22 protein-coding genes are annotated in these 20,300 nt (G+C 28.1%); 11 read left to right on the forward strand and 11 right to left on the reverse strand.

Annotation, left to right across the window (positions count from 1 at the left end; translation table 11 throughout):
- Positions 1 to 2: 2 nt before the first annotated feature.
- The 9 genes from CRV01_RS11365 to CRV01_RS11405 are packed head-to-tail and all read right to left on the reverse strand — an operon-like array spanning position 3 to position 7,943.
- Positions 3 to 794 (reverse strand): precorrin-3B C(17)-methyltransferase, encoded by a 792-nt coding sequence (locus CRV01_RS11365; protein WP_129008326.1) that lies wholly within the window; start codon positions 792 to 794, stop codon positions 3 to 5.
- Positions 795 to 807: 13 nt separating this feature from the next.
- Entirely contained in the window at positions 808 to 1,824 is a 1,017-nt protein-coding gene (locus CRV01_RS11370) for a cobalt-precorrin 5A hydrolase (protein WP_129008327.1), read from the reverse strand.
- Positions 1,817 to 2,569, reverse strand: a complete 753-nt coding sequence (cobM, locus tag CRV01_RS11375) for a precorrin-4 C(11)-methyltransferase (RefSeq protein WP_129008328.1) — start codon at positions 2,567 to 2,569, stop codon at positions 1,817 to 1,819. Before cobM ends, CRV01_RS11370 begins: the two co-directional genes overlap by 8 nt.
- 2 nt (positions 2,570 to 2,571) lie before the next feature.
- Positions 2,572 to 3,753: a precorrin-6Y C5,15-methyltransferase (decarboxylating) subunit CbiT gene (gene cbiT / locus CRV01_RS11380; protein WP_129008329.1), complete on the reverse strand. Its 1,182-nt coding sequence runs from the start codon at positions 3,751 to 3,753 to the stop codon at positions 2,572 to 2,574.
- Positions 3,747 to 4,772: a cobalt-precorrin-5B (C(1))-methyltransferase CbiD gene (gene cbiD / locus CRV01_RS11385; protein ID WP_129008330.1), complete on the reverse strand. Its 1,026-nt coding sequence runs from the start codon at positions 4,770 to 4,772 to the stop codon at positions 3,747 to 3,749. The genes cbiT and cbiD overlap by 7 nt, the downstream gene beginning before the upstream one ends.
- Positions 4,773 to 4,778: 6 nt before the next feature.
- Entirely contained in the window at positions 4,779 to 5,513 is a 735-nt protein-coding gene (cobA, locus tag CRV01_RS11390) for a uroporphyrinogen-III C-methyltransferase (protein WP_129008331.1), read from the reverse strand.
- Complete coding sequence (locus tag CRV01_RS11395; protein ID WP_129008332.1) at positions 5,506 to 5,976, reverse strand: (2Fe-2S) ferredoxin domain-containing protein; 471 nt, start codon at positions 5,974 to 5,976, stop codon at positions 5,506 to 5,508. Before CRV01_RS11395 ends, cobA begins: the two co-directional genes overlap by 8 nt.
- Positions 5,966 to 6,676 (reverse strand): precorrin-8X methylmutase, encoded by a 711-nt coding sequence (locus CRV01_RS11400; protein ID WP_129008333.1) that lies wholly within the window; start codon positions 6,674 to 6,676, stop codon positions 5,966 to 5,968. The genes CRV01_RS11395 and CRV01_RS11400 overlap by 11 nt, the downstream gene beginning before the upstream one ends.
- Positions 6,666 to 7,943 carry a cobyrinate a,c-diamide synthase gene (locus CRV01_RS11405; RefSeq protein WP_129008334.1) on the reverse strand — a complete coding sequence of 426 codons (1,278 nt, stop codon included), beginning with the start codon at positions 7,941 to 7,943 and terminating at the stop codon, positions 6,666 to 6,668. The genes CRV01_RS11400 and CRV01_RS11405 overlap by 11 nt, the downstream gene beginning before the upstream one ends.
- A 287-nt stretch (positions 7,944 to 8,230) precedes the next feature.
- Here CRV01_RS11405 and CRV01_RS11410 point away from each other — a divergent pair, with 287 nt between their 5' ends.
- The 9 genes from CRV01_RS11410 to CRV01_RS11450 are packed head-to-tail and all read left to right on the forward strand — an operon-like array spanning position 8,231 to position 15,315.
- On the forward strand, positions 8,231 to 8,911 hold the full coding sequence (locus CRV01_RS11410; protein WP_129008335.1) for an energy-coupling factor ABC transporter permease: 681 nt from the start codon (positions 8,231 to 8,233) through the stop codon (positions 8,909 to 8,911).
- Positions 8,911 to 9,753, forward strand: coding sequence for a sirohydrochlorin cobaltochelatase (locus CRV01_RS11415; RefSeq protein ID WP_129008336.1), 843 nt, complete (start codon positions 8,911 to 8,913; stop codon positions 9,751 to 9,753). The genes CRV01_RS11410 and CRV01_RS11415 overlap by 1 nt, the downstream gene beginning before the upstream one ends.
- An 8-nt stretch (positions 9,754 to 9,761) precedes the next feature.
- The gene (locus CRV01_RS11420; protein WP_129008337.1) at positions 9,762 to 10,439 is read left to right on the forward strand and encodes a precorrin-2 C(20)-methyltransferase; all 678 of its coding nucleotides are present in this window, start codon (positions 9,762 to 9,764) and stop codon (positions 10,437 to 10,439) included.
- Positions 10,426 to 11,049, forward strand: coding sequence for a 5,6-dimethylbenzimidazole synthase (gene bluB, locus CRV01_RS11425; RefSeq protein ID WP_129008338.1), 624 nt, complete (start codon positions 10,426 to 10,428; stop codon positions 11,047 to 11,049). Before CRV01_RS11420 ends, bluB begins: the two co-directional genes overlap by 14 nt.
- A 5-nt stretch (positions 11,050 to 11,054) precedes the next feature.
- Positions 11,055 to 12,116: a nicotinate-nucleotide--dimethylbenzimidazole phosphoribosyltransferase gene (locus tag CRV01_RS11430; RefSeq protein WP_129008339.1), complete on the forward strand. Its 1,062-nt coding sequence runs from the start codon at positions 11,055 to 11,057 to the stop codon at positions 12,114 to 12,116.
- A gap of 10 nt (positions 12,117 to 12,126) precedes the next feature.
- Positions 12,127 to 12,627: a bifunctional adenosylcobinamide kinase/adenosylcobinamide-phosphate guanylyltransferase gene (locus tag CRV01_RS11435; RefSeq protein WP_129008340.1), complete on the forward strand. Its 501-nt coding sequence runs from the start codon at positions 12,127 to 12,129 to the stop codon at positions 12,625 to 12,627.
- 4 nt (positions 12,628 to 12,631) lie between these two features.
- On the forward strand, positions 12,632 to 14,038 hold the full coding sequence (locus tag CRV01_RS11440) for a cobyric acid synthase (RefSeq protein ID WP_129008341.1): 1,407 nt from the start codon (positions 12,632 to 12,634) through the stop codon (positions 14,036 to 14,038).
- On the forward strand, positions 14,031 to 14,777 hold the full coding sequence (locus CRV01_RS11445; protein ID WP_164970056.1) for an adenosylcobinamide-GDP ribazoletransferase: 747 nt from the start codon (positions 14,031 to 14,033) through the stop codon (positions 14,775 to 14,777). Before CRV01_RS11440 ends, CRV01_RS11445 begins: the two co-directional genes overlap by 8 nt.
- 10 nt (positions 14,778 to 14,787) lie before the next feature.
- Positions 14,788 to 15,315 (forward strand): histidine phosphatase family protein, encoded by a 528-nt coding sequence (locus CRV01_RS11450; protein ID WP_129008343.1) that lies wholly within the window; start codon positions 14,788 to 14,790, stop codon positions 15,313 to 15,315.
- A 69-nt stretch (positions 15,316 to 15,384) separates the two neighbouring features.
- On the opposite strand, the gene CRV01_RS11455 is transcribed toward CRV01_RS11450, so the two are convergent.
- Positions 15,385 to 15,591 carry a malate dehydrogenase gene (locus CRV01_RS11455; RefSeq protein WP_129008344.1) on the reverse strand — a complete coding sequence of 69 codons (207 nt, stop codon included), beginning with the start codon at positions 15,589 to 15,591 and terminating at the stop codon, positions 15,385 to 15,387.
- Positions 15,592 to 15,645: 54 nt separating this feature from the next.
- On the opposite strand from CRV01_RS11455, the gene CRV01_RS11460 reads away from it, so the two are divergent.
- Both CRV01_RS11460 and CRV01_RS11465 read left to right on the forward strand, forming a co-directional pair.
- Positions 15,646 to 16,623 (forward strand): SLAC1 anion channel family protein, encoded by a 978-nt coding sequence (locus tag CRV01_RS11460; protein WP_129008345.1) that lies wholly within the window; start codon positions 15,646 to 15,648, stop codon positions 16,621 to 16,623.
- A gap of 22 nt (positions 16,624 to 16,645) precedes the next feature.
- Positions 16,646 to 17,665, forward strand: coding sequence for an aldo/keto reductase (locus CRV01_RS11465; protein ID WP_129008346.1), 1,020 nt, complete (start codon positions 16,646 to 16,648; stop codon positions 17,663 to 17,665).
- Positions 17,666 to 17,712: 47 nt separating this feature from the next.
- Here CRV01_RS11465 and CRV01_RS11470 read toward each other — a convergent pair whose 3' ends face one another.
- Positions 17,713 to 20,262 (reverse strand): ankyrin repeat domain-containing protein, encoded by a 2,550-nt coding sequence (locus CRV01_RS11470; protein ID WP_129008347.1) that lies wholly within the window; start codon positions 20,260 to 20,262, stop codon positions 17,713 to 17,715.
- Positions 20,263 to 20,300: the final 38 nt, after the last annotated feature.

Below are 20,300 nucleotides of genomic sequence, written 5' to 3' on the forward strand. Positions count from 1 at the left end.
ATTTAGTTATTTTTTAATTCCCCATCAAGTTTGTATTTATTTAAATATCCTCTAGGTGTTAAAACTTTTCCATTTTTTGTTAATTTTGAGTTTGAATTACAAATTATAATCAATGTTGACATAGAAACTGCTTCGTGTTCTATATCTTGATCTATCAAATCTTGGGCAGTTGTTATAGTAATTTTCTCTTTTTCATCTCTACCTACATGTGAAGCAATGATTGCAATTCTATCTTGATATCCATCTTCTAAGGCTCTTAAGAAGTTTTGATATGGAAGTATTCTTTTTTTAGATTTTGGATTATAAATACCTAAAACAAAGTCACAATCAAGTGCTGCTTTAACTCTTTTATCTATTAGGTTTATATCTGTTAGTCTATCTGATAGTGAGATTATAGAAAAGTCTTGTGATACAGGAGCTCCAACTTTACTAGCTGCTGCTAAAAATGAAGTAACACCAGGAAGAGAGATAAGCTCTACCTCATCCCATAAATCTTTTTCATCCATAATTTCAACTATTAAAGTTGCCATTCCATATACATTTGCATCTCCATTTGATACGATACAAGTTGTTTTTCCTGATTTTGCATACTCTATTGCTTGATTACATCTTTCTATCTCGTGTGTCATTCCTGATGTAAATATCTCTTTACCCTCTATTAGCTCTTTTAGCTCTCTAGCGTATTTACTATATGAAACTACTACTTCGCACTCTTCAAGTGCATTTCTAGCTTCTGGAGTGATATATGATGTTCCACCAGCACCTGAACTAACTATATATAATTTTTTTGCCATTTTATTTTTCCTTTTATACTGCGGCTGCTATTGTGATTTTTTTCTCATACACATTTTTAGGTATGATAAGTTCGTTGTATTTTGAAACTAACATAGATGAAGGTTCACTAACACCTTTAAGTCCAAAAAACTTTGTTGCTTGAGAAGGAGAAAATTCCCCTTGAAGCGAGTTTATCTCTGCTTCATTGTAAAACTTGATATCAAAATTGTATTTTGAAGCAAACTCTAAAAGTCCTTTCTCATCAGCTTTTGCTTCAAATGAAGCTATATTTTCTATTTGCTCTTTTTTAATATTGTATTTTTCTAAAAACCAAAAAAATGAGCTTTCTATATCTTCAAACGATGTATTTCTATTACATCCAATACCTAAGTATACTTTTGGTTTTAAAGTTAGATTCTCATCAGAAAATGGAGTTATATTAACGCATAGTTCAGAACTTTGCTCATCTACTCTTTTTAGATTTGTTTTATTTAGTATTGTTTCAAAGATACTCTCATAGGTTTTTACTTCAACTTCTTTTTTATTTAGAAGTGAGTTAGAGATTTTTGCTAAGCATTTTAGGTTTTCTATTTCTAGATTGTTTTTCTTTGCAAACATATCAAAAGCAAAAGTTTTTGTCTGGTCTGTTGCTGTTGATACAAAGTTCATACAGTTTGGAAGTCTAGAAGCTAATAAATCACTTAACTCATTTGCTCCACCAATATGTCCACTTAGAAGTGGTATAACCTTTGTCAAATCCATACTCATAACTATAATAGCCGGGTCAGTTGCTTTACTCTCTAAAAGTGGTGCAATTTTTCTAACCACAATTCCCATAGCCAAAATACAAATAATAGCATCATACTTTTTCCAGCCATCTTGTAAAACTGTATCTATTTTTTCGTATGTATTTAGGTTTTCAAGATTGTGTTCTAAATCTTTTTTACCATAAACATCAACTTCAAAATCTTCTAGGTAATCTAAAAGTTTGCAAGCAGAGTTTAGACTTGGTTGATTTATTGAAACTAGGGCAATTTTTAATTTACTCATTTTTAGCCTTTTGTTTCTCTAGCTCTTTTACAAGTGGTTTTACATAAAGATGTGATTCTTCTGTCTCTTCTTGTTTTAAAAAGTCCCCAAATAAAATCAAAGCAACACCTTTTATATGAGAAACTTGATTTTCAATATCTGAAATAGTTCCTTTGAAAATCTCTTCTTCTTTCCAAGTTGCTTTTTCAACTACCCAACAAGGTGTATCTGGTGAATACCCCATTTCTATTGCTTTTTTCTTAAGCTTCTTAAGAAGTAAGATTGATAGATAAAATACTAGTGATGAGTTTTTACAAGCAAGTATATTCTCTAACTTTTCAGGGTTTGGAGTTTTTCCTTCTACACGTGTAAGAATAATAGTTTGAGAAACACCTGGAATAGTGTATTCAATTCCAAGACTAGCTGCTGCTCCAAAAGCAGCTGTAATTCCTGGGATCACTTCATATTTTATATTTTGTTCTTGTAGAAACTCTATTTGCTTTGCAATTGTTGAGTAAATAGAAGGATCTCCCGTATGAACTCTTGCTATTACTTTATCTTTGTATTTTTCTAAAAAAGCAAATATCTCTGGATATTTCATCCCTTGAGAATCTTCTATGATAGCTTCTTCTTTGCACCAAGAAAGAACTTCTTTTGGTACAAGTGAACCTGTATATAAAATTACATCAGCTTTTTGAAGTATTTTTTGTGCTTTTACTGTTACTAAGTCTGGATCCCCTGGACCAGCACCTATAAAATAAACCATTTTTAGTTTTCCTCTTCTTTATTCTTTTTGTATATTTTTATTTGAAATAGTTGTCTTTCAGGCTCTACTAAATCAAGTTTTCCTTTGTAAGTTGTAAGTGAGATTGAGTGGATTTCATACTCTATTTTTGCTTCATTTAATACAGTTAACATTAGGTTTAAATGTTTTAGTGTTATTGCATTTATAAGCATAATTCCCTTTTCATCTAATTTTTTATAAAGCATTGGAAGTTGTTTTATAACTTCAACTCCACCACCACCTACAAATATTTTTTGTGGGGTTTCTTCTAAACTTGGGATTATCTCTTGTGCTTCACCTTCAAATAGTTTAGTCTCTATTACATGATGATTTGTAAGATTTTGTTTTATAAACTCTGCTCTTGTTTCATTTTTTTCAAAAAGTGTTGTTTTAACCTTGTATCTTTTGTATGCTTCTATTGCACAAGAACCACTTCCTGCTCCAATATCCCATAAAAGATTGTTTGGTTCTAAATCAAGGTTTTGTAAAGTAAGTTGTCTTTTGTACTTCTTTGTAATCATTCCTCTTTCAGTTTCAAACTCTACATCTTCACTAATTATGTTTTTAGATTCAAACTCTTTTTTAATAAGTAGTACAAAAGGTTGAGACAAATCAAGAGATTTTTCATCAAATTGAAGTAAATCTATCTCTTCTATTTTTTCATCAACGAAGCCAAGCTTATAGCCTATAGTTGTAGTTATAGAAGAAGAGTTAAAAAATGAAAGGGCAGTTTTTAATCTTGCAATTGTAAATTTATCACAAAGCACAAATGTGTATTTATTTTGTAAGAAGTTTTGTAAATCAAAATCAACTCTTCCATGTAAAGATATTACATCTATTTCAGTTTCACTAATAAAAAGTTTCTGGCACATATATGTTTTAGAAGAAGTGTTATTTATGATTTTTACTTTTTCTTTAGGTAAGTTTTTAGCAATAATTGTTCCAGCACTAAAAAATAGAGGTGAACCAGTAACTACATATAAAATCTCTTCTTTGTCATAGTTTTCTAAAAGATACTCTTTTGCTTCTTTATATTTTAGTTTTAGAATATTTGAAGCTTCTTCTTTGAAGTTTGAATCACAGATAATCTTATCAAACCTGCTAATATCAAAGTCTAAATTTGTAAAGGTATAATCTCCCATACCATTACCAGCTATTGTTACCATCCTAGTACCTCTTTTTGTTCTAATATTATGGCTTTTACATTTGATGTTTTAAACCATTGTTTTATTTGTTCATTTGCTTTTTTTGTAATCATTTCATAAAAAGCATCAAGTAATCCCACTTTTTCAAGTTCTTGGGATATTCCCTTTACTGTTAAAGTTGCTTCAATATCAACTTCATAGCCTAGGTTTTCTTTTATGTCTAATTGAAGTTTTGTAAAATCAATTACTCCAAATCTATTGTGGGTGTTTTTAAAACCTTGATAAACCTTTGTCATCTTTCCAATTCCACATAAAAAGATTACTTCTTTTGCATTTTGTTTTGTTGCAAGTTCAACTGAGTCATAAACAAAATTTCCTATTTCTATAATTGCTTCTTCATTTGCCTTAGAACAAGCTACTTTAAAAGCAGAGTTCCCAAGGGTAAAATAGATGGTTTCATAGTTGTTTTGTATTGCAAACTCTATTTCAGTTTTCACAGAGTCTATATAAGCTGAACTTGATACAGGTTTTACAATCCCTGTTGTTCCAAGGATTGAGATACCTTCAAGTACTCCAACTTTTGAGTTTGCTGTTTGTTTAGCTATTTCTTGACCATTTGTAACGCTTACACAACATTTTAGATGCAGGTTTTCTTTATTCTTTGCTTTTATCTCAAAATACTCTTGCATAGCTTGTAGTGGAGCAGGATTTATAGCAGGATAGGGCGCTTGTATTTTTAATCCCTTTTTTGTTACCACTCCTACTCCAAGACCTGCATAGATTTCTAAACTATTTGTTCCACAAGAAAATATTTGAGGTTTTTGAAAAGTAGGGTTCAATAAGAATTGATTTTTATCAAAGTCCAATGATACAACTATCTCACAGCCTTTTGTTACATCTAAATCATCATTGTCTATTTTATTTGTTTTAGTTATTGTTTGAGAATTTGTAACTAAAAATGTATCTAAACAAGACCTAAATGCAGCAACTGTGTGAGTTCCTGTTGTATATCCTTTTCTTAAAACTTTTTTTTCAGACATAAATTATTATTGAATCTCTTTCATTGCAAGAATTGTTCTTCCAATAAATAGTATCGCTGGAGTTAATTTTCTTAAATCCTCAAAGAACTCTTCATTTTGATTATTTACCTCATCAAGGCTAAATATTCTTTGTGAAGAACTATTTGTTGTTCCTCTACTTAATACTGCAATTGGTAAATCTTTTGGAAAATCGATACTTAAAAGATACTCAACAATATTTTTGATATTGTGAACACCCATCATAATAATTAGATTTTCTCTATCATGGTATGATTTAACAATACTTTTAAAAACATCGATATCATGTCCTGTTATGGTTCTATATGAATCATTAAATTTTCTATCTACAAGTGGTAACATAAAGCTTTCTGGTACTGAAGTTGTTGAACTTACTCCTGATACAATCTCTACATCAAAGCCAGCTTCTTTTATAGCTCTAACTTCTTCATATCCACGACCAAAAACAAAAGGAGTTCCACCTTTTAGTCTTACTACTACTTCATGTGTTTTTGCATAGCCAACTAAAAGGTCATTTATCTCTTCTTGTTGTTTTAAGTGTTTACCTTTTCTTTTTCCTACATTTACTTTTAGGCAGTTTTCTTTACAGAACTGGAAAACTTGCTCGTTTACTAAAGCATCATATAAAATTACATCTGCTTGTTCTATTATCTTTACAGCTTTTAGTGTAAGTAAGTCTAATTCTCCAGGTCCTGCACCAACTAAATATATTTTTTTAATCATTTTTGTATGTGTCCATTTCTGACATAGGAACTATTTTAAATTCTGCCATGTCAAGTTTTTCATTATTGCTTAATGCTTTAAATAATTTTACCCACTTTTCTTTATCATACTGATGAACATTTTTAAGCCAAATAGCATTATTTTCTAAATAACCATTTCTTTGTGTATTTTCATAGATATTTGCAACAGATCTAAATCTACAAGCTCCAAAACAACCTGTTCTTACAACTTTGATTCTTTCTTCACCTTTTGATAGAGCTAGCTCTTTTATAACTTCTCTTAAAGTTGCAGCTACATCTTTTCCTTTGTGAGCCTTTGAACATCTTTCATCATCACATAAAAAAAGTTGAGTTTTAAAGTGCATGATAGGTTTACTAGCATCAAACTGTTTTGGTTTGCAAGTAAAACCCTCTGCTACCTCACTTCCCATATTATTGAAAAGTTTTTCGTTTTTATTTTCCATTATATTTCTCATCTTTATCATAATCTTTGATTAATTTATAGATTGCATGAAGAGTTGCTACTGTCATAGTAGAACTTCCAAATCTTCCTTCCATAATAATCCCTGCTACATCAAAATGGTCACAGAACTTTCTACCATAAGCCTTTGATTCAACAACATTTACAAAACCTACTGGAAATAGTAGTAAAGCAACATTGTTTAAATCTATTTTTTGCTCTATTAATGTATTAATTGCAGCATAGATAAAAGTAGGAGCATTCCCACAAGCTAAAACTAGTGGCTCATCTTTATGTTTTTTAATAGCTTCCACAACTGCTGCATAGCTTCTTGTAGTTTTGTTTTTTTCTGCCATTTCATATGTAAATGGCTCGTTGATATAGCATACAACTTCATTTTCATACTGATTTAAATAAAAGTCACTAAGTCCAACTTTAATCATATTTACATCAACTATTATCTTTGCTTTGTTTAATAGTAGTTTTTGCACCTTTTTTATTGCATCTTTTGAAAAGTAAATATTGTTTAATACTTCATCAAAACAAGTAGTTGTATGAATAAGTCTACTTATTACCTCTTGTTGTCCTTTATCAAACTCATTTATCTTTTCATAATCTTTTAATTCTTCACTAATCATTTCAAATGATTTATTTGAAATATCAGCACCTATATTTATTGGTGGTTGTTCTAGTTTAAATTCCAAAGTAATCCTTTAATATATTTATATTATTTCTAAACATTGTATGTAGATAAGTTCCATATACATTTTTTTTCTTCCAAGCTCCTACTTCACCTTTTGAGTTAATCTTTTTACTTAAAATATCACAGCCTAAAGAAGTATCAAGGGGTTTTGTATAGTGAAAAGCATGACCTTTTAAACCACTTTGACTATGGTAATAGCCAAGTCGTACTCTTTTTGGTGTTAAGGTAAATTTGACATTCAAAATTCCACTCATTACTTTTTCATCTACACTATTACTTAAATATAAAAGCCCCGCACACTCTGCATAGATATGTTTGTTTTTATTTGCATGCTCAATTAATGATGCTTTGAAATTTTGAGAAGTTTTAACTCTTTCATAGGCTTCATTTGTTTCTACATAACCTCCTGGAATAAAGACTAAGTCACTATCAGAACTAATCTTTTCATCTTTAGTTGAACTAATAAGCTCTACTTCATCAAATAACTCTTTTAAAGTTTCTAGATTATCATGGTATAAAAAGGAGAAGTTTCCATCATAAACAACACTAGCTTTTTTGTTTATCTTTTTTATCTCTTCAAAGGGGTAGTTAGTAATAGCTTCTTTTTTATATAAAGATATTTCTTTTAAAGTTTCTAAATCAATGTTTTCTAAAACCTCTTTAGAGATATTTTCTAAGACCTCTTTTTTTGCATCTTTTAAATCTAAGCCTAAGTGAGTCTCTCTTAAACTTGGTAAATCTTTTTTTATCCAACCAAGTACTTTTATCTCATTTTCACCTTGGAAGTCTTGTTCTATTTGTTTTTTGATTAGTTCAAAGTGCATTTTTGAAGAGACTTTATTTAAAACTACAGCTTTAATAGTGTTATCTTCTTTATAGGTTTTAAGACCTTTTAATACAGCGCTAATAGTGATATATGAACCACTAGCATCAAGAAGTAAAACTGTAGGAGTGTTTAATAGTTTTCCTACATCATAAGCTGAACAGCCTTTATCCATACCATCATAAAAGCCCATTACTCCTTCTAGGATAGAAACTTCTTTATTTGAGTATTTATTAAATAGCCATTTTACTTGAGGTTCATTCATTATAAAGGTATCTAGGTTTATTGATTTTGTTTTGCAAACTATTTCATGAAATTGTGGGTCAATATAGTCTGGACCAATTTTAAAAGGTCTTACACTCTTTTTAAAGTAGTATAACAATGCAGTAGAAAGAATAGTTTTTCCCTGATTTGATGAAACAGCAGAAATAAGAATTGAGTTCACTTTTACCTCTATATAATTTTTTTTAGCTATAATTCAGCCATGAAAAATCTTAGAGGGTATAATAAACGTTACTTTAAATTGTCAACAATTGCGATGTTCTCGACAATTAATAAGTTATGTAGTGTAGAAACTAATAGCAATTTATACCATAAAAGAGCTTATGAAAACGAAATAAACTCTTTAGATCCCCCAGAAAATTCTCAAATTTTACTAACATTAACAAAATAATCAAAATTTAGATTACAAAATTTTACTTTACATTTTAATTTTTTAATAAAGGACTACCTATGCATATAGAAGCAGGTGTTGTGCAAGGCGCAAAAATGGTTTTAAGTTATGGAACGGCTGCCGTTTCATTTGGTATTGCTGCAAAATTAGCAGTTGACACAATCAAAAACAGTGGAGTTTTACCTACAATTATTAAAACATTAGTTGCTACTATTTTAGTATTTATGTTTTTTGAGGTTTTACCTCACCATCCAATCGGTGTTTCAGAAGTTCATTTAATCTTAGGTTCAACACTATTTTTAATCTTAGGAGCTGCACCAGCAGCATTTGGTTTAGCAGCAGGTTTATTACTTCAAGGACTATTTTTTGCACAGTTTGATTTACCTCAGTATGGAGTAAATGTTACAACACTTTTAATGCCTTTATTTGCAATGAGTTATGTTGCTTCTAAAATTATCCCAAAAGATACACCATACAAAGATATTAAATATACAACAGCATTAAAATTATCTTTAATGTATCAAGGTGGAATTGTAACTTGGGTTGCTTTTTGGGCTTTATATGGACAAGGTTTTGGTGCAGAAAATTTAAGCTCTGTATTTAGTTTTGGTATAGCTTATATGAGTGTTGTAATCTTAGAACCAGTTATTGATATAGCTGTACTTGCAGGAGCAAAAACTTTAAATAGTTTAAAATCAACTCCATATGTTGAGGCAAGATTATACAATAGTGCAAAATAATGAAAAGATTTAGACATTACAATAGAAAAAGAGCAATTGTTTTAGCTTGTTTTGGGTCTGTAATAGAAGAACAAAAATACTTGGATTTAGAAGCTAAAGTAAAAGAGGAATACCCAGATTGTGAGGTTTTTACCTCTTTTTCTTCAAGAATGGTAATTAAGTTTTTAAAGAAAAGAAAAAAAGTGGAATATAAAAATATTCCACAAACTCTTGCTGATGTAGATATGCAAGGATTCAAGCATGTGGTTGTAGTTTCTATAAATATCTATCCAACAGATGAGCATGAGTTTATCAAAAAAATAGTTGATGGTTTTTCTCATTTTTCTATGGCAAATTATAAAGTTACAGATACTATTTTAAATACAAGTAAAAATGCTACTTCTTTTTTAAAGAATTTAAATGAGCAAGTAAGTAAAGAAGATACTGCAAATTTATATATTATTCATGGAACACCAAAGTTAAATACAGTTGGAATTGATTCTATTTCTTATACAAGTGATTTATTAGAGTTAATTGATGAAAGAAATTTTGCCTGTTCTTTAGAAGGTGCTTTCCCTTATTTTGCAATTAATGATGCAATAAAAAAGAAAATCAAAGAAAAAGGCTTTAAAAAGGTTCAAGTTGTGCCTTTATTATTAGTTAGTGGAAACCATTATATTAAAGATATGTTTGAGATAAAAGATGATTTAAGTGATGAGTTTGAATCAACGATTACATCTTCTTTAACAAATTCAGAAAACTTCAATTTAATAGAATTGCCTCAAACACAGGAGATTATTTTGAAAAATATTAAAGAGTCATTTAAAATGTTAGGTGTAACTCATAAAACAATAACATATTAGGAATATTGATGAAATTATATATGGTGTCTTTAGGTCCTGGTGATTATGAATTAATTACATTAAAGGCCTTAAAAGCTTTACAAACATGTGATGCTATTTGTATTCCAACAAAAAGTGCAGATAATAGTTTTACTAGATCTATGACTTATAAAATAGTAAAAAAGCTTATGGATGAATATGGTTTTGAAAAAGATATTATTCCTATGTACACACCAATGAAGTTTAAAACTGATGATTGGCAAAGACAAGTTGATATAATTGAAGACTCTTTTAAAAAATATGAGACTTTGTCTTTTGTAACTTTAGGAGATAGTGCAGTTTATAGTACTGTGTATTATTTACTAGATATTATAAAAGAACAAAATAAAAAGCTTTATGAAAATAGTGAAGTTATCCCTGGGGTTACTTCTTTTTCCCATGCCTCTGCAAAGGTTAAAAAACCTCTTTGTGTAGGAGATAGTAGTTTTTTAATTCGTCCTTTACATAAAAGTAAGGTTCCTTTTACAACTGTTTATATGAGACCAAAAATTGGAATGACTACAGATAAAATAAAAGAAAAAAATGATATATATACCTTTGAAAATTTAAATTACAAAGGCGAGACAATTTTGAAACATAAAAAAGAGAAAGTTGATAAATATATGACTTTGTTTATTGATTTTCATAATAGAAATGAACAAATTTAATAAAAAGGCTATTTCCTCATTAAAAGATATAATTTCATCAAGAAGGGATATACGAGGAAATAGGTTTTTAGATAGAAAAATTGATGATGAAATATTAAATGAATTATTAGAAGCTGCTAATAATGCTCCTTCCGTAGGATTTTCTCAACCATGGAAATTTATAATAGTTAAAGATAATAAAAAAAGAGAAAAAATCTACAAAAACTTTCAAAAAGAGAATAAAAAAGCAAAAGAGATTTTTAAAACAAATGAAATATACCCAAACTTAAAACTTGAAGGTATAAAAGAATCATATTTAAATATTGCCGTTTTATATAAAAAGCCTAAAAAAGATATCTTAGGACAAACTACTCAAAAAAAAGTTGGAGAATATAGTGTTGTTTGTGCTATACAAAACTTTTGGCTTATGGCTAGAGCCTATGGTATTGGAGTAGGTTGGGTTAGTATTTTAAAACTAAAAAAGATTAAGAAGATATTAGGTATAAATGATGATTATAAATTAATTGCATATTTAACTGTTGGATATGTAAAAGAGTTTTTAGATGAACCAGAACTGAAAAAAATAGGCTGGGAAAAGAAAAAAACTCTTAATGATATTACTAAGTTATAGGAAAGATGATGATAAAAAATATTATAGGAACAAATGATTTTGTAGAGTTTTTAAGGGGTAAAAGTGCTACATTTATGTTAGCACTTAGTAATACAAAAACTGCTGATATAGAAGGTATCACTCAAGCTGGAATTCCAGGACAAATATATTTAACTCCTACTTTAGATAGTGAATTTGTAACTTGTGGAGAAGTTAGAAGTTTAGAATCAATTGCCCAAACTCCTAAAGGTGTACCAACTCCTGCAATACTTACAAGAGCGACTCATCTTTTAAAGCCTTTTTCAAATATTGAGATTTTAAATTTAGGAATTAAAAACTTACCTAGAATAGAGCACTTTACAAAACATGAATTTGGGATTTCTGTTTCAGGAGATATTACAAATGGTGCAAATATTGATGCAATGGATGTTTTTAAAAAAGGTTTAGATTTTGGTCAAGAGTATGAGTGTAAAGATGATTATATTATTTTAGCTGAATCTGTTCCAGCTGGTACAACAACAGCTGCTGCAACTGCTGTTGCTTTAGGCTATGATTGCAAAAAGATGTTTAGTAGTAGTTTTAAAGATGTGCCAAGTGATATTAGAAATAAAACAATTCAAAATGCTCTTTTAAATATAAAAAATGAAGATGATATTTTTACAAAACTATCTAAAGTATCAGATAATATGCTTATTTTTACGGCTGGATTTATTTTAGGCCTTAATAATAAAACAAAACTTATCTTAGCTGGTGGAACACAAATGGCTTGCGCTTTATTGATTGTTAATGCTATTTTAAAACAAATGGAAGGACATTTAAAAACTTCAAATCTTGCTCTTTGTACTACAAAATGGGTTTATGAAGATGAAAAAAGTGATATAAAAGCACTTTTAGAACTAAATGATTTAAAAATCAATGCCTATTATGCTGATTTTGATTTTTCACTATCAGCGCATCCTGCTTTAAAACTTTATGATGATGGTGAAGCAAAAGAAGGTGTTGGAGCAGGTGCATCACTAGCTTATGCTTTATTAAATGGTACTTCAAAAGAAGAACTTACTAAAAACATAGAAAAGCTATTAGGATAAATAAAATAAAATGAAAATACTATATTTTGGTGGACAAAAATCAGGAAAATCTAACCTTGCAGAACAAAAAGCATTAAATATAAGTTTAAAAAAATCATATTATCTTGCAACTTATGATAATAGTTTCAACGATAAAGAGATGCATAAAAGAATTGATAAACATAAGCTTCAAAGAAAAGATGAATTTACGACAATAGAAGAGCCAAAGGACTTACTAAAAGTTTTAAGTAAATCAAATAATGAAGATACTTTTTTGATAGATTGTATGTCAATGTGGTTGTTTAATAATATTGATGAAACTGAAGAATATTTAATAAAACAGTTAGAAGAGATTTCAAAGCTTGATGCAAATATTGTTTTTGTTTTAAATGATGTAAATTCTGGTGTAATTCCTTATGAAAAAGAGAGTAGAAAGTTTGTAGATATGACAGGAATAGTAGGGCAAAAGTTAGCCTCTATTTGTGCAGAAGTTTATGAAGTAAAACTTGGCTTAGCAAATAAACTAAAGTAAATAAATGAAAAATATCTCAATCTTTGGTACAAGTAGTGATGCTGGTAAATCTACAATTACTTTTGTTATAGCAAAGATTTTACAAAATATGGGTTATAGTGTAGCTTGCTTTAAAGCACAAAATGTTTCAAACAATGCTTTTGTTTGTGACGATGGAAGTGAAATAGCAGTAGCTCAATACTTTCAAGCCAAAGTTTTAGGACTTGAAACCTCTTATCATCTAAATCCAGTACTTTTAAAATCAGGACGTGGAAGTTCAGCTTCTCTTATAGTAGAAGGTAAAGTTGTTACAAATAAAGATGTAAGAGAATATTACCGAGATTTAGACTTGCTTAAACCAGCTGTAAATAGATGTTTTAACTATCTTAATGAAAAGTATGATTGTGTAGTTTGTGAAGGAGCTGGAAGTCCAGTAGAACTTAATCTTATGGATAAAGACCTTTCAAATATTTACATAGCTGATGAATTTAATACAAAAATCATACTTGTTGCAGACATAGAAAAAGGCGGGGTTTTTGCTTCTATTTATGGGGTTTACCATTTATTACCCGAAAAACTTCGTAAAAATGTAATTGGTGTAATAGTAAATAAGTTTAGAGGAGATTTAACCCTTTTTGATGAAGGTGTTAGAATCATAGAAGAGGATTTTAAAATACCAGTTTTAGGGGTATTACCTTATACACCTTTTAACTTAGGTTTTGAAGATTCACAAAGTTTGAAAAACTATGCTCAAAATAGTAAAAGTGCAATTTTAAATGTAGCAGTTATCTTTTATCCACATATGAGTAACTATAATGATTTTGAGCCTTTAATAGCCCATGAGCAAATAAATTTAGAGTTTGTAGAAACAAATATCTCTTTAGATAAATTTGATATGATAATAATGCCTGGTTCTAAGCTTGTAATCAAAGATTTAATCTGGTTAAAACAAAATGGTTTATTTGATAGAATAAAAACATATCAAGGGAAGCTTTTAGGTATTTGTGGTGGTTATGAGATGATGTTTAAAACTCTTATAGACTCACATGCTTTAGAAAATAGTGAGCCAATAAAAGAAGAGGGGTTTAGCTTCATAGATGATGAAATAGTTTTTGAAAAAGAGAAAACCTTAGAAAAAGGAAACTATGAAATTTTTGGTGTACAGCTTGAAGGTTTTGAAATACACCATGGAAAAAGTAAAAAGTATCCACTTTTTTATGAAAACAGAAACAAAGATAAAAATATATGCGGAACTTTTGTACATGCAGTTTTTGATTCAGATGAGTTTAGAACTTATCTTTTCAAAGATTTACATCATGAGTATAAAGAGTTTGATTTTAAAGCTTATAAAAAAGAACATATAGATAATTTTATAAACTCTTTAGAAAGCAGACTTGATGTGGAAAAAATAATGGATGAAATTGATGAATAAAGATTTAATATTAGGACTAAAGTTTGCCTTTAGTTACTTTTCAATAATACCAATAAAGTTTGATAATAGTGTTGATTTATCAAAAAAAGAGATTATAAACTATCTTATGTTTTTTCTTCCTCTTGTGGGTGCTGTTTTATCCCTAGGGGCCTGTATATCTTTTTATTTTCTAGAAGATTTGTCTTATCTTGGGGCAATTATTTGTGCTTTTTTGTATATGATGTTTTATGGTTTTATTCATACAGAAGCTATTTTAGATGTAGTAGATGCTTTATATGCTAAACATAGTGGAAAAGATGCCTATGAAGTTATAAAAGAGCCTACAATTGGAGCTATGGGCTTTTTATATGCTTTAGGGTTTGTTTGTATTAAAGTAGCAGCCTTAGTAATGCTTTTTTTAAATCAAATGTATTTAGAGATAATTGCCATAGCTATTATAAGTAGAGTATCAGTACAGTTTATGACAAAAACAAATGAGTTTAAATCTTCTTTTGTAGGTTTGATGAAAAACTCATTTACAAGCTTTAAAACAGCCTTTGCACTTTATTTTATAGTATGTTTAGTTCTTATTGGTTTTAAAGCCTTTACACTATTTTTTATAGCTTTAGTTTTCACTTTTTTATTCTCACTATTTTTAGAAAAAAATCTTGGCTTTTTAAATGGAGATACTTTAGGCTTTAACTTAGAGCTGACGGAGATTGTACTTTTTATAACTGTTTGTCTATTTTGGTTAAACTAAAAGAAAATAAATGGCTACTATAACTTTTCTAAGACATGCTCCTTTAGCAAAGGAAAACCAGAAATGCTACAATGGACATATTGATTTAAACATAGATATTTCACTTATAGATTTTGAACAAATAAAAACTATACAGAAACAAAAATATGATTTAATCTATTCTTCTGATTTAAAAAGATGTACTCAAACTTTAGATTTATTAAATTTTTCATATAAAAAAGATAAAAGACTAAGGGAAATAAAGTTTAAAGATGAGTTTGAAGGCAAATCTTTTGATGAGATTTCAAATATGCCAAGTTATGATGAAAAATACTTAGCATCTTTTGAGTCTTGGCATGAATTTATTGCCCAAGAATCAATAAAAGAGTATAAACAAAGAGTAAACTCATTTTTAAATGAACTTCCTAAAAATAGCGATATTCTAGTATGTTCCCATGGAGGAACAATTAAGCTAATTCACTCTATCTTAACAAATACAAAATATGAACAAAGTAGATATTCTATTTCTTATTTAGAAACAATCAATTTTAAAATATAAGATTTGCTTATAATATTATAATAACTTTAATTAATAATACTTTTAACTTATTTGATTTATAATTTGATATTATAATGGTTTGATTTTTGATTTAATACTTTTTGGTAAGTGTGCAAAAACAATATTGCTAGCTTTGATATATTTACCGTCTTCCCAAATGGTTATATCAATAGTCATATTTTTTTTATTGAAAGCGACTAGTTTTATTGTTTGATTATTTTGTTCATACTCAATATTTTTAGTTTTTAAATCTATGATTGGTTTTTTATTAGCCATTCTTCTCCTTCTTTATCAAACCATTATAAGTTATTTCCTTAAAAGGTATTTTACATGAAGCAATCTGAAACTATTAAGCATATCCCTTCAAATAGACTTCAATTTTTCCCAATTATGATGTTTGCTATTGTTATGGGATTTTCTGGTTTATCGTTAGTTTTTGAAAGACTTGAAGAAATTTTATTTTTTCCTACTTTCATCTCTTCGATTTTTACATTTATTTCTACAGGTTTATTTTTTGTAATCTTGTTTTTTTATACAAAGAAGTTTATAAAGTATAAAGAAGAAGTAAAAAAAGAGTTGTCTCATCCAATAAGAGTAAACTTTTTTGCAGCATTTTCTATTTCAATGCTTTTATTGTCATTATTATATAAAAGTTCTATTCCTAATTTGTCTCATATCTTTTTTATTTTTGGGGCAGTTGTTCATATCTTTTTTACTTTTTATACAATTAAGTATTGGATTAACAATAACCTTGAAATGCAACACTCTAATCCTGCTTGGTTTATACCTATTGTTGGTAATATTATTGTTCCCATTGCTGGAAAAGGCTTTATTGATGATTCTATTTTATATTTTTATTTTTCAATAGGTATTTTCTTTTGGATTATTTTATTTGCAATTATTTTAAATAGAATTATTTTTCATAATCAATTTGCACCAAAGTTTATGCCAACACTGTTTATTCTTATTGCTCCACCTGCAATTGGATTTATTTCATATATAAAATTAACTTCTTCATTGGATTTTTTTGCACATATTCTTTATAGTTTGGCTTTGTTTTTTACGATTTTAGTATTTGTGATGTATAAAAACTATATAAATATTAAATTTTTTATTTCTTGGTGGGCATTTACCTTTCCTATGGCTGCAGTTACACTAGCAAGTTTACTTATGTATGATTTAACTTCTTATTGGTTTTATGCACTTTTATCATATATTTTAGCCTTTATTACAACTTTTGTGGTATTTTTAGTAGCAAAAGAGACTATTAAACATATGTTTAAAAAAGAGATATGTATAATGGAGTAATCTTCTTTTAGAAAGGATAATAATGGAATATAGATACATAGGAAGAAGTGGTTTAAGAGTTACTCCAATTTGTTTAGGAACTATGACTTTTGGTTCTACTACAACAAAAGAAGAAGCTTTTAAAATAATGGATAAAGCATATGATAGAGGAATAAATTTTTTTGATACAGCTGAACTTTATCCTGTACCTCCAAAAGCAGATACAACAGGAATTACAGAAGAGATAGTAGGGGAGTGGTTAAAAACAAAACCTAGAGACTCAGTTATTTTAGCTACAAAAGTAGCAGGTGCAGCTTCAGGTTGGTTTGTACCACCTATTAGACATGGTTTGACTGCAATTGATTCATTTCATATTAAAAGAGCAGTAGAACAAAGTCTTAAAAAGCTTCAAACGGATTATATAGATCTTTATCAAATGCACTGGCCAGATACAGTTGTGCCAGTAGAAGAGAGTATGAAAGCTTTTGATGAGCTAGTACGTGAAGGAAAAGTAAGATATGTTGGAACTTCGAATGATAGTGCTTATGGTTTAACAAAAGCAAATGAAGTTTCTAAATACAATAATTTAGCTAGATTTGAATCTATTCAAAATAACTTTTCTTTATTAAATCCAAGATTTCATGATGAGTTAGCAAATGTATGTAGAAGAGAAAATATCTCTTTACTTCCATATTCTCCAATGGCTGGAGGTGTTTTAAGTGGTAAATACAATGGAGGTTTCTATCCTGAAGACTCAAGGTTTGGCATTTATATGAAAAACAAAAGTAAAAGAGTACAAGCTATGGCAGATAGGTTTGTAAATGATAAAACTTTAGAGGCCACAAGAAGATATATGAAATTAGCAGATGAGTATGGAGTTTCTCCTGTTACTTTAGCAGTTGCTTATTCTATGCATTTTGATTTTATTGCATCAACTATTATTGGAGCAAGAGTTTTAAGTCAGCTTGATGATTCTTTTGCTGCTTTTGATTTTAAAATTGATAATGAATTAATGAAAAAAATTGAAGAGATTCAAAAAGATATTTTATACCCAATGGGATAATAATATGTAAAACTAAATAAGAGTTATATACAATAACTCTTATTTCTTTAATATAATAAATCCATAAGTTCTTCATTTTTATTAAATTCGGCATAGTCATATGCACGCTTGTTTTGCCCAGTATAATAATCAGGATTTGCGCCTTTTTCAAGTAATCTTTTAACTAAATATTCATCATTTATTTTTGTAGCAAAAATTAAGGGAGAAAAAGTATTCTTTTCTTTTATATCAACATTCTCCATATTTTCTATTAATAAATCAAATATCTTATAATAGTTTTTAGCATTTTCACTATAATATTTACTAATAAATGTTTTGAACTCATCCCAAATCTTTTTATGCCTTATATTCTCATTAATCTTTGAGAAGTCAAAATTAGCATCACCTTCAAAAATATTATTGATTAAAGGGTTTGCTTTTATTATTGCATTTGATTTTTCTTTTGATGAAGATACAGCTTCTGCAGCATATTCTAAAAAGTTGGAAAGCTCCATTGAACTATAAGTTGACATATTAATAAGTTGAATAACATAGTATAAATAAGAGATATCATCTAATGTACACTTCTCATTCAAATTTACATTATAATCAATCATTAGTTTAACAATATCTGTGAAACCTTTAGCAATTGCATAAGACATTGCAGTTTCTTTTTCCTTTACAATCTTTGCATCTAAAGCTTCTGTAGTCATTTTAGGAATTAAAAGTTTCATGATTTCTACTTGGTCTTCTGAGGTATTATAGGTACTTCCAAAAGAGCATATTAATGCTGTACAATTATCATTTCCTTTTTTTTCATTAACATCAACATTAGCTTTTAAAAGTTTTTTTACATCACCTAACTTAGACATTTGACAACAATACATTAATTGTGTGATTTTATTTGGTAAGCCTTTTTTTATCCATTTATTTGGATTATTAAAATCAATTTTTATATTTTCTAAATCTTTAGTTACTACAGCAGCAAAATTTGATGTTATATTTGTAGCTTTTGATTCTGCTATACCTGGAAATAAGTTCTTAAAATAAATATCAAATTGCTTTTTCATATCTAATAAAAAGTGTATGTTTATTTCTTCTGGTAAATTATCAATTAGTTTATAAAAGTACGCTTCTTTGTAAAATTTTGTAAAACTACTTTTTGCATTAATTAAATCTAACTGTTCTTTTCTTGTATCCTGTGCAGATACAAATAATCCTTCTCTTATAACAGTTTTAAGACTTAAACCTATACTATTTTTGCCATGTTCAAGTGCTTGTAAGTAATACTTAGCTGATTCTTTGTATTCTCGCTTTTGTGCGTATAACCTAGCCTTCATAAATAAGCTATAAGGATCTTTTTCAAGATCAAATTTATCTTCTAATTTTTTTAATGCTTCTAGAAAACTTGTTTCGGATTCTTCATTTTTTTCATTTGTTGGTTCAACATATTCATATAATGTTGATGATTCTTGAGAAAATTCATAAAAGTTTTTATCAATGTTTTGAATTGTAATATTAGAAAAATTGCTTATTCCACTACTTTTATCGAAATATTTGATTGGTAAAATACTTTCAATTTTATTAAAAAAAGTTTTTTCATCAATTTTATATAATATATCAAACTTATTTCGGTTCTCTAGAATGTACGCTTTCATATCTTTTATTTTATTAGGATAATCAAGATTCTTAACAAAATAATCTAACATATAAAACAGATCAGCACTTTCATAGAAATATTGTTCTAAATATACTTCTATTTGCTCAAGATCTCTTGCCTTAAAACTATTTACAAATATATCAAATTTTTTTGATACATGTAGTAAACTTATCATTGAAATCATTTTGTAATGTTTAACTATTAAACTTGTTAATTCTACTCCAAAATACTCTTTAGATTTTGAATATAAATACTGAATTAATTTTGCACATTGAAATAAGACTTTTAATTCCTTTTCTGAATATTTATCTGAATATATAGCTAATTGTGAAAGTAGCTTGATATGTTCATTAGTAGGTGTGTTATTACCATTAATCCAGTTGTTATAATTTTCTTTTGCGCGATTATAATCTCTATACTTTTCTTTTGGTTCTAAAAGATTTTCTATTTTTTCTTTTAAACTTATGTCATTTTTAAAAGTAGATTGAAGTAAGTTAAAAAGTTTTTGAATAGAGTTCTCTTTTTCATCTGGCAATATTGAAACAATTAAATCTAGTTCTTTTTTATATTTTAAAGAGCTATCAAAAACTAAATGAGATAAAAAAGGAATAAATAAATTTATAATAACTATGAAGTCTAATTGTTTTTGGGATGTTGCCAAGGTTTCGTTGTTTAATTTATAAAGACTATAGAAGGATAAAAGCTCCTTTAATAACTTTTCAAAATATCTATACTCATCACTATTTGTCGTTCCAAAGAACTTATAAAGGATATCTTCTATAATTATGTTTTGAGTATCATAATACTCTCCTGCAGATATTTCACCTTCTTTTATAAACTCTTGATATCTTTTTTGTAATTTGTCTTCTTTTTGATATATATCTAAGCTTTTAACTAAAAAATCCAATATAAAACCATTTGTTCTATGTTTAGCAAATTTAATTTCTTTTTTTTGCACTTTCTCCTCCAGCTAATTTTCTATATTAAAATAGTAAT

Source organism: Arcobacter sp. CECT 8983 (assembly GCF_004118855.1).
In the GTDB taxonomy this organism is placed as follows: Bacteria; Campylobacterota; Campylobacteria; order Campylobacterales; family Arcobacteraceae; genus Halarcobacter.

Bases quoted from the DNA above. Each gene is read 5' to 3' on its own strand.
- CRV01_RS11365 (WP_129008326.1), bottom strand. From the start codon at position 794: ATGGCAAAAAAATTATATATAGTTAGTTCAGGTGCTGGTGGAACATCA.
- CRV01_RS11370 (WP_129008327.1), bottom strand. From the start codon at position 1,824: ATGAGTAAATTAAAAATTGCCCTAGTTTCAATAAATCAACCAAGTCTA.
- cobM (WP_129008328.1), bottom strand. From the start codon at position 2,569: ATGGTTTATTTTATAGGTGCTGGTCCAGGGGATCCAGACTTAGTAACA.
- cbiT (WP_129008329.1), bottom strand. From the start codon at position 3,753: ATGGTAACAATAGCTGGTAATGGTATGGGAGATTATACCTTTACAAAT.
- cbiD (WP_129008330.1), bottom strand. From the start codon at position 4,772: ATGTCTGAAAAAAAAGTTTTAAGAAAAGGATATACAACAGGAACTCAC.
- cobA (WP_129008331.1), bottom strand. From the start codon at position 5,513: ATGATTAAAAAAATATATTTAGTTGGTGCAGGACCTGGAGAATTAGAC.
- CRV01_RS11395 (WP_129008332.1), bottom strand. From the start codon at position 5,976: ATGGAAAATAAAAACGAAAAACTTTTCAATAATATGGGAAGTGAGGTA.
- CRV01_RS11410 (WP_129008335.1), top strand. From the start codon at position 8,231: ATGCATATAGAAGCAGGTGTTGTGCAAGGCGCAAAAATGGTTTTAAGT.
- CRV01_RS11415 (WP_129008336.1), top strand. From the start codon at position 8,911: ATGAAAAGATTTAGACATTACAATAGAAAAAGAGCAATTGTTTTAGCT.
- CRV01_RS11420 (WP_129008337.1), top strand. From the start codon at position 9,762: ATGAAATTATATATGGTGTCTTTAGGTCCTGGTGATTATGAATTAATT.
- bluB (WP_129008338.1), top strand. From the start codon at position 10,426: ATGAACAAATTTAATAAAAAGGCTATTTCCTCATTAAAAGATATAATT.
- CRV01_RS11430 (WP_129008339.1), top strand. From the start codon at position 11,055: ATGATGATAAAAAATATTATAGGAACAAATGATTTTGTAGAGTTTTTA.
- CRV01_RS11435 (WP_129008340.1), top strand. From the start codon at position 12,127: ATGAAAATACTATATTTTGGTGGACAAAAATCAGGAAAATCTAACCTT.
- CRV01_RS11440 (WP_129008341.1), top strand. From the start codon at position 12,632: ATGAAAAATATCTCAATCTTTGGTACAAGTAGTGATGCTGGTAAATCT.
- CRV01_RS11445 (WP_164970056.1), top strand. From the start codon at position 14,031: ATGAATAAAGATTTAATATTAGGACTAAAGTTTGCCTTTAGTTACTTT.
- CRV01_RS11450 (WP_129008343.1), top strand. From the start codon at position 14,788: ATGGCTACTATAACTTTTCTAAGACATGCTCCTTTAGCAAAGGAAAAC.
- CRV01_RS11455 (WP_129008344.1), bottom strand. From the start codon at position 15,591: ATGGCTAATAAAAAACCAATCATAGATTTAAAAACTAAAAATATTGAG.
- CRV01_RS11460 (WP_129008345.1), top strand. From the start codon at position 15,646: ATGAAGCAATCTGAAACTATTAAGCATATCCCTTCAAATAGACTTCAA.
- CRV01_RS11465 (WP_129008346.1), top strand. From the start codon at position 16,646: ATGGAATATAGATACATAGGAAGAAGTGGTTTAAGAGTTACTCCAATT.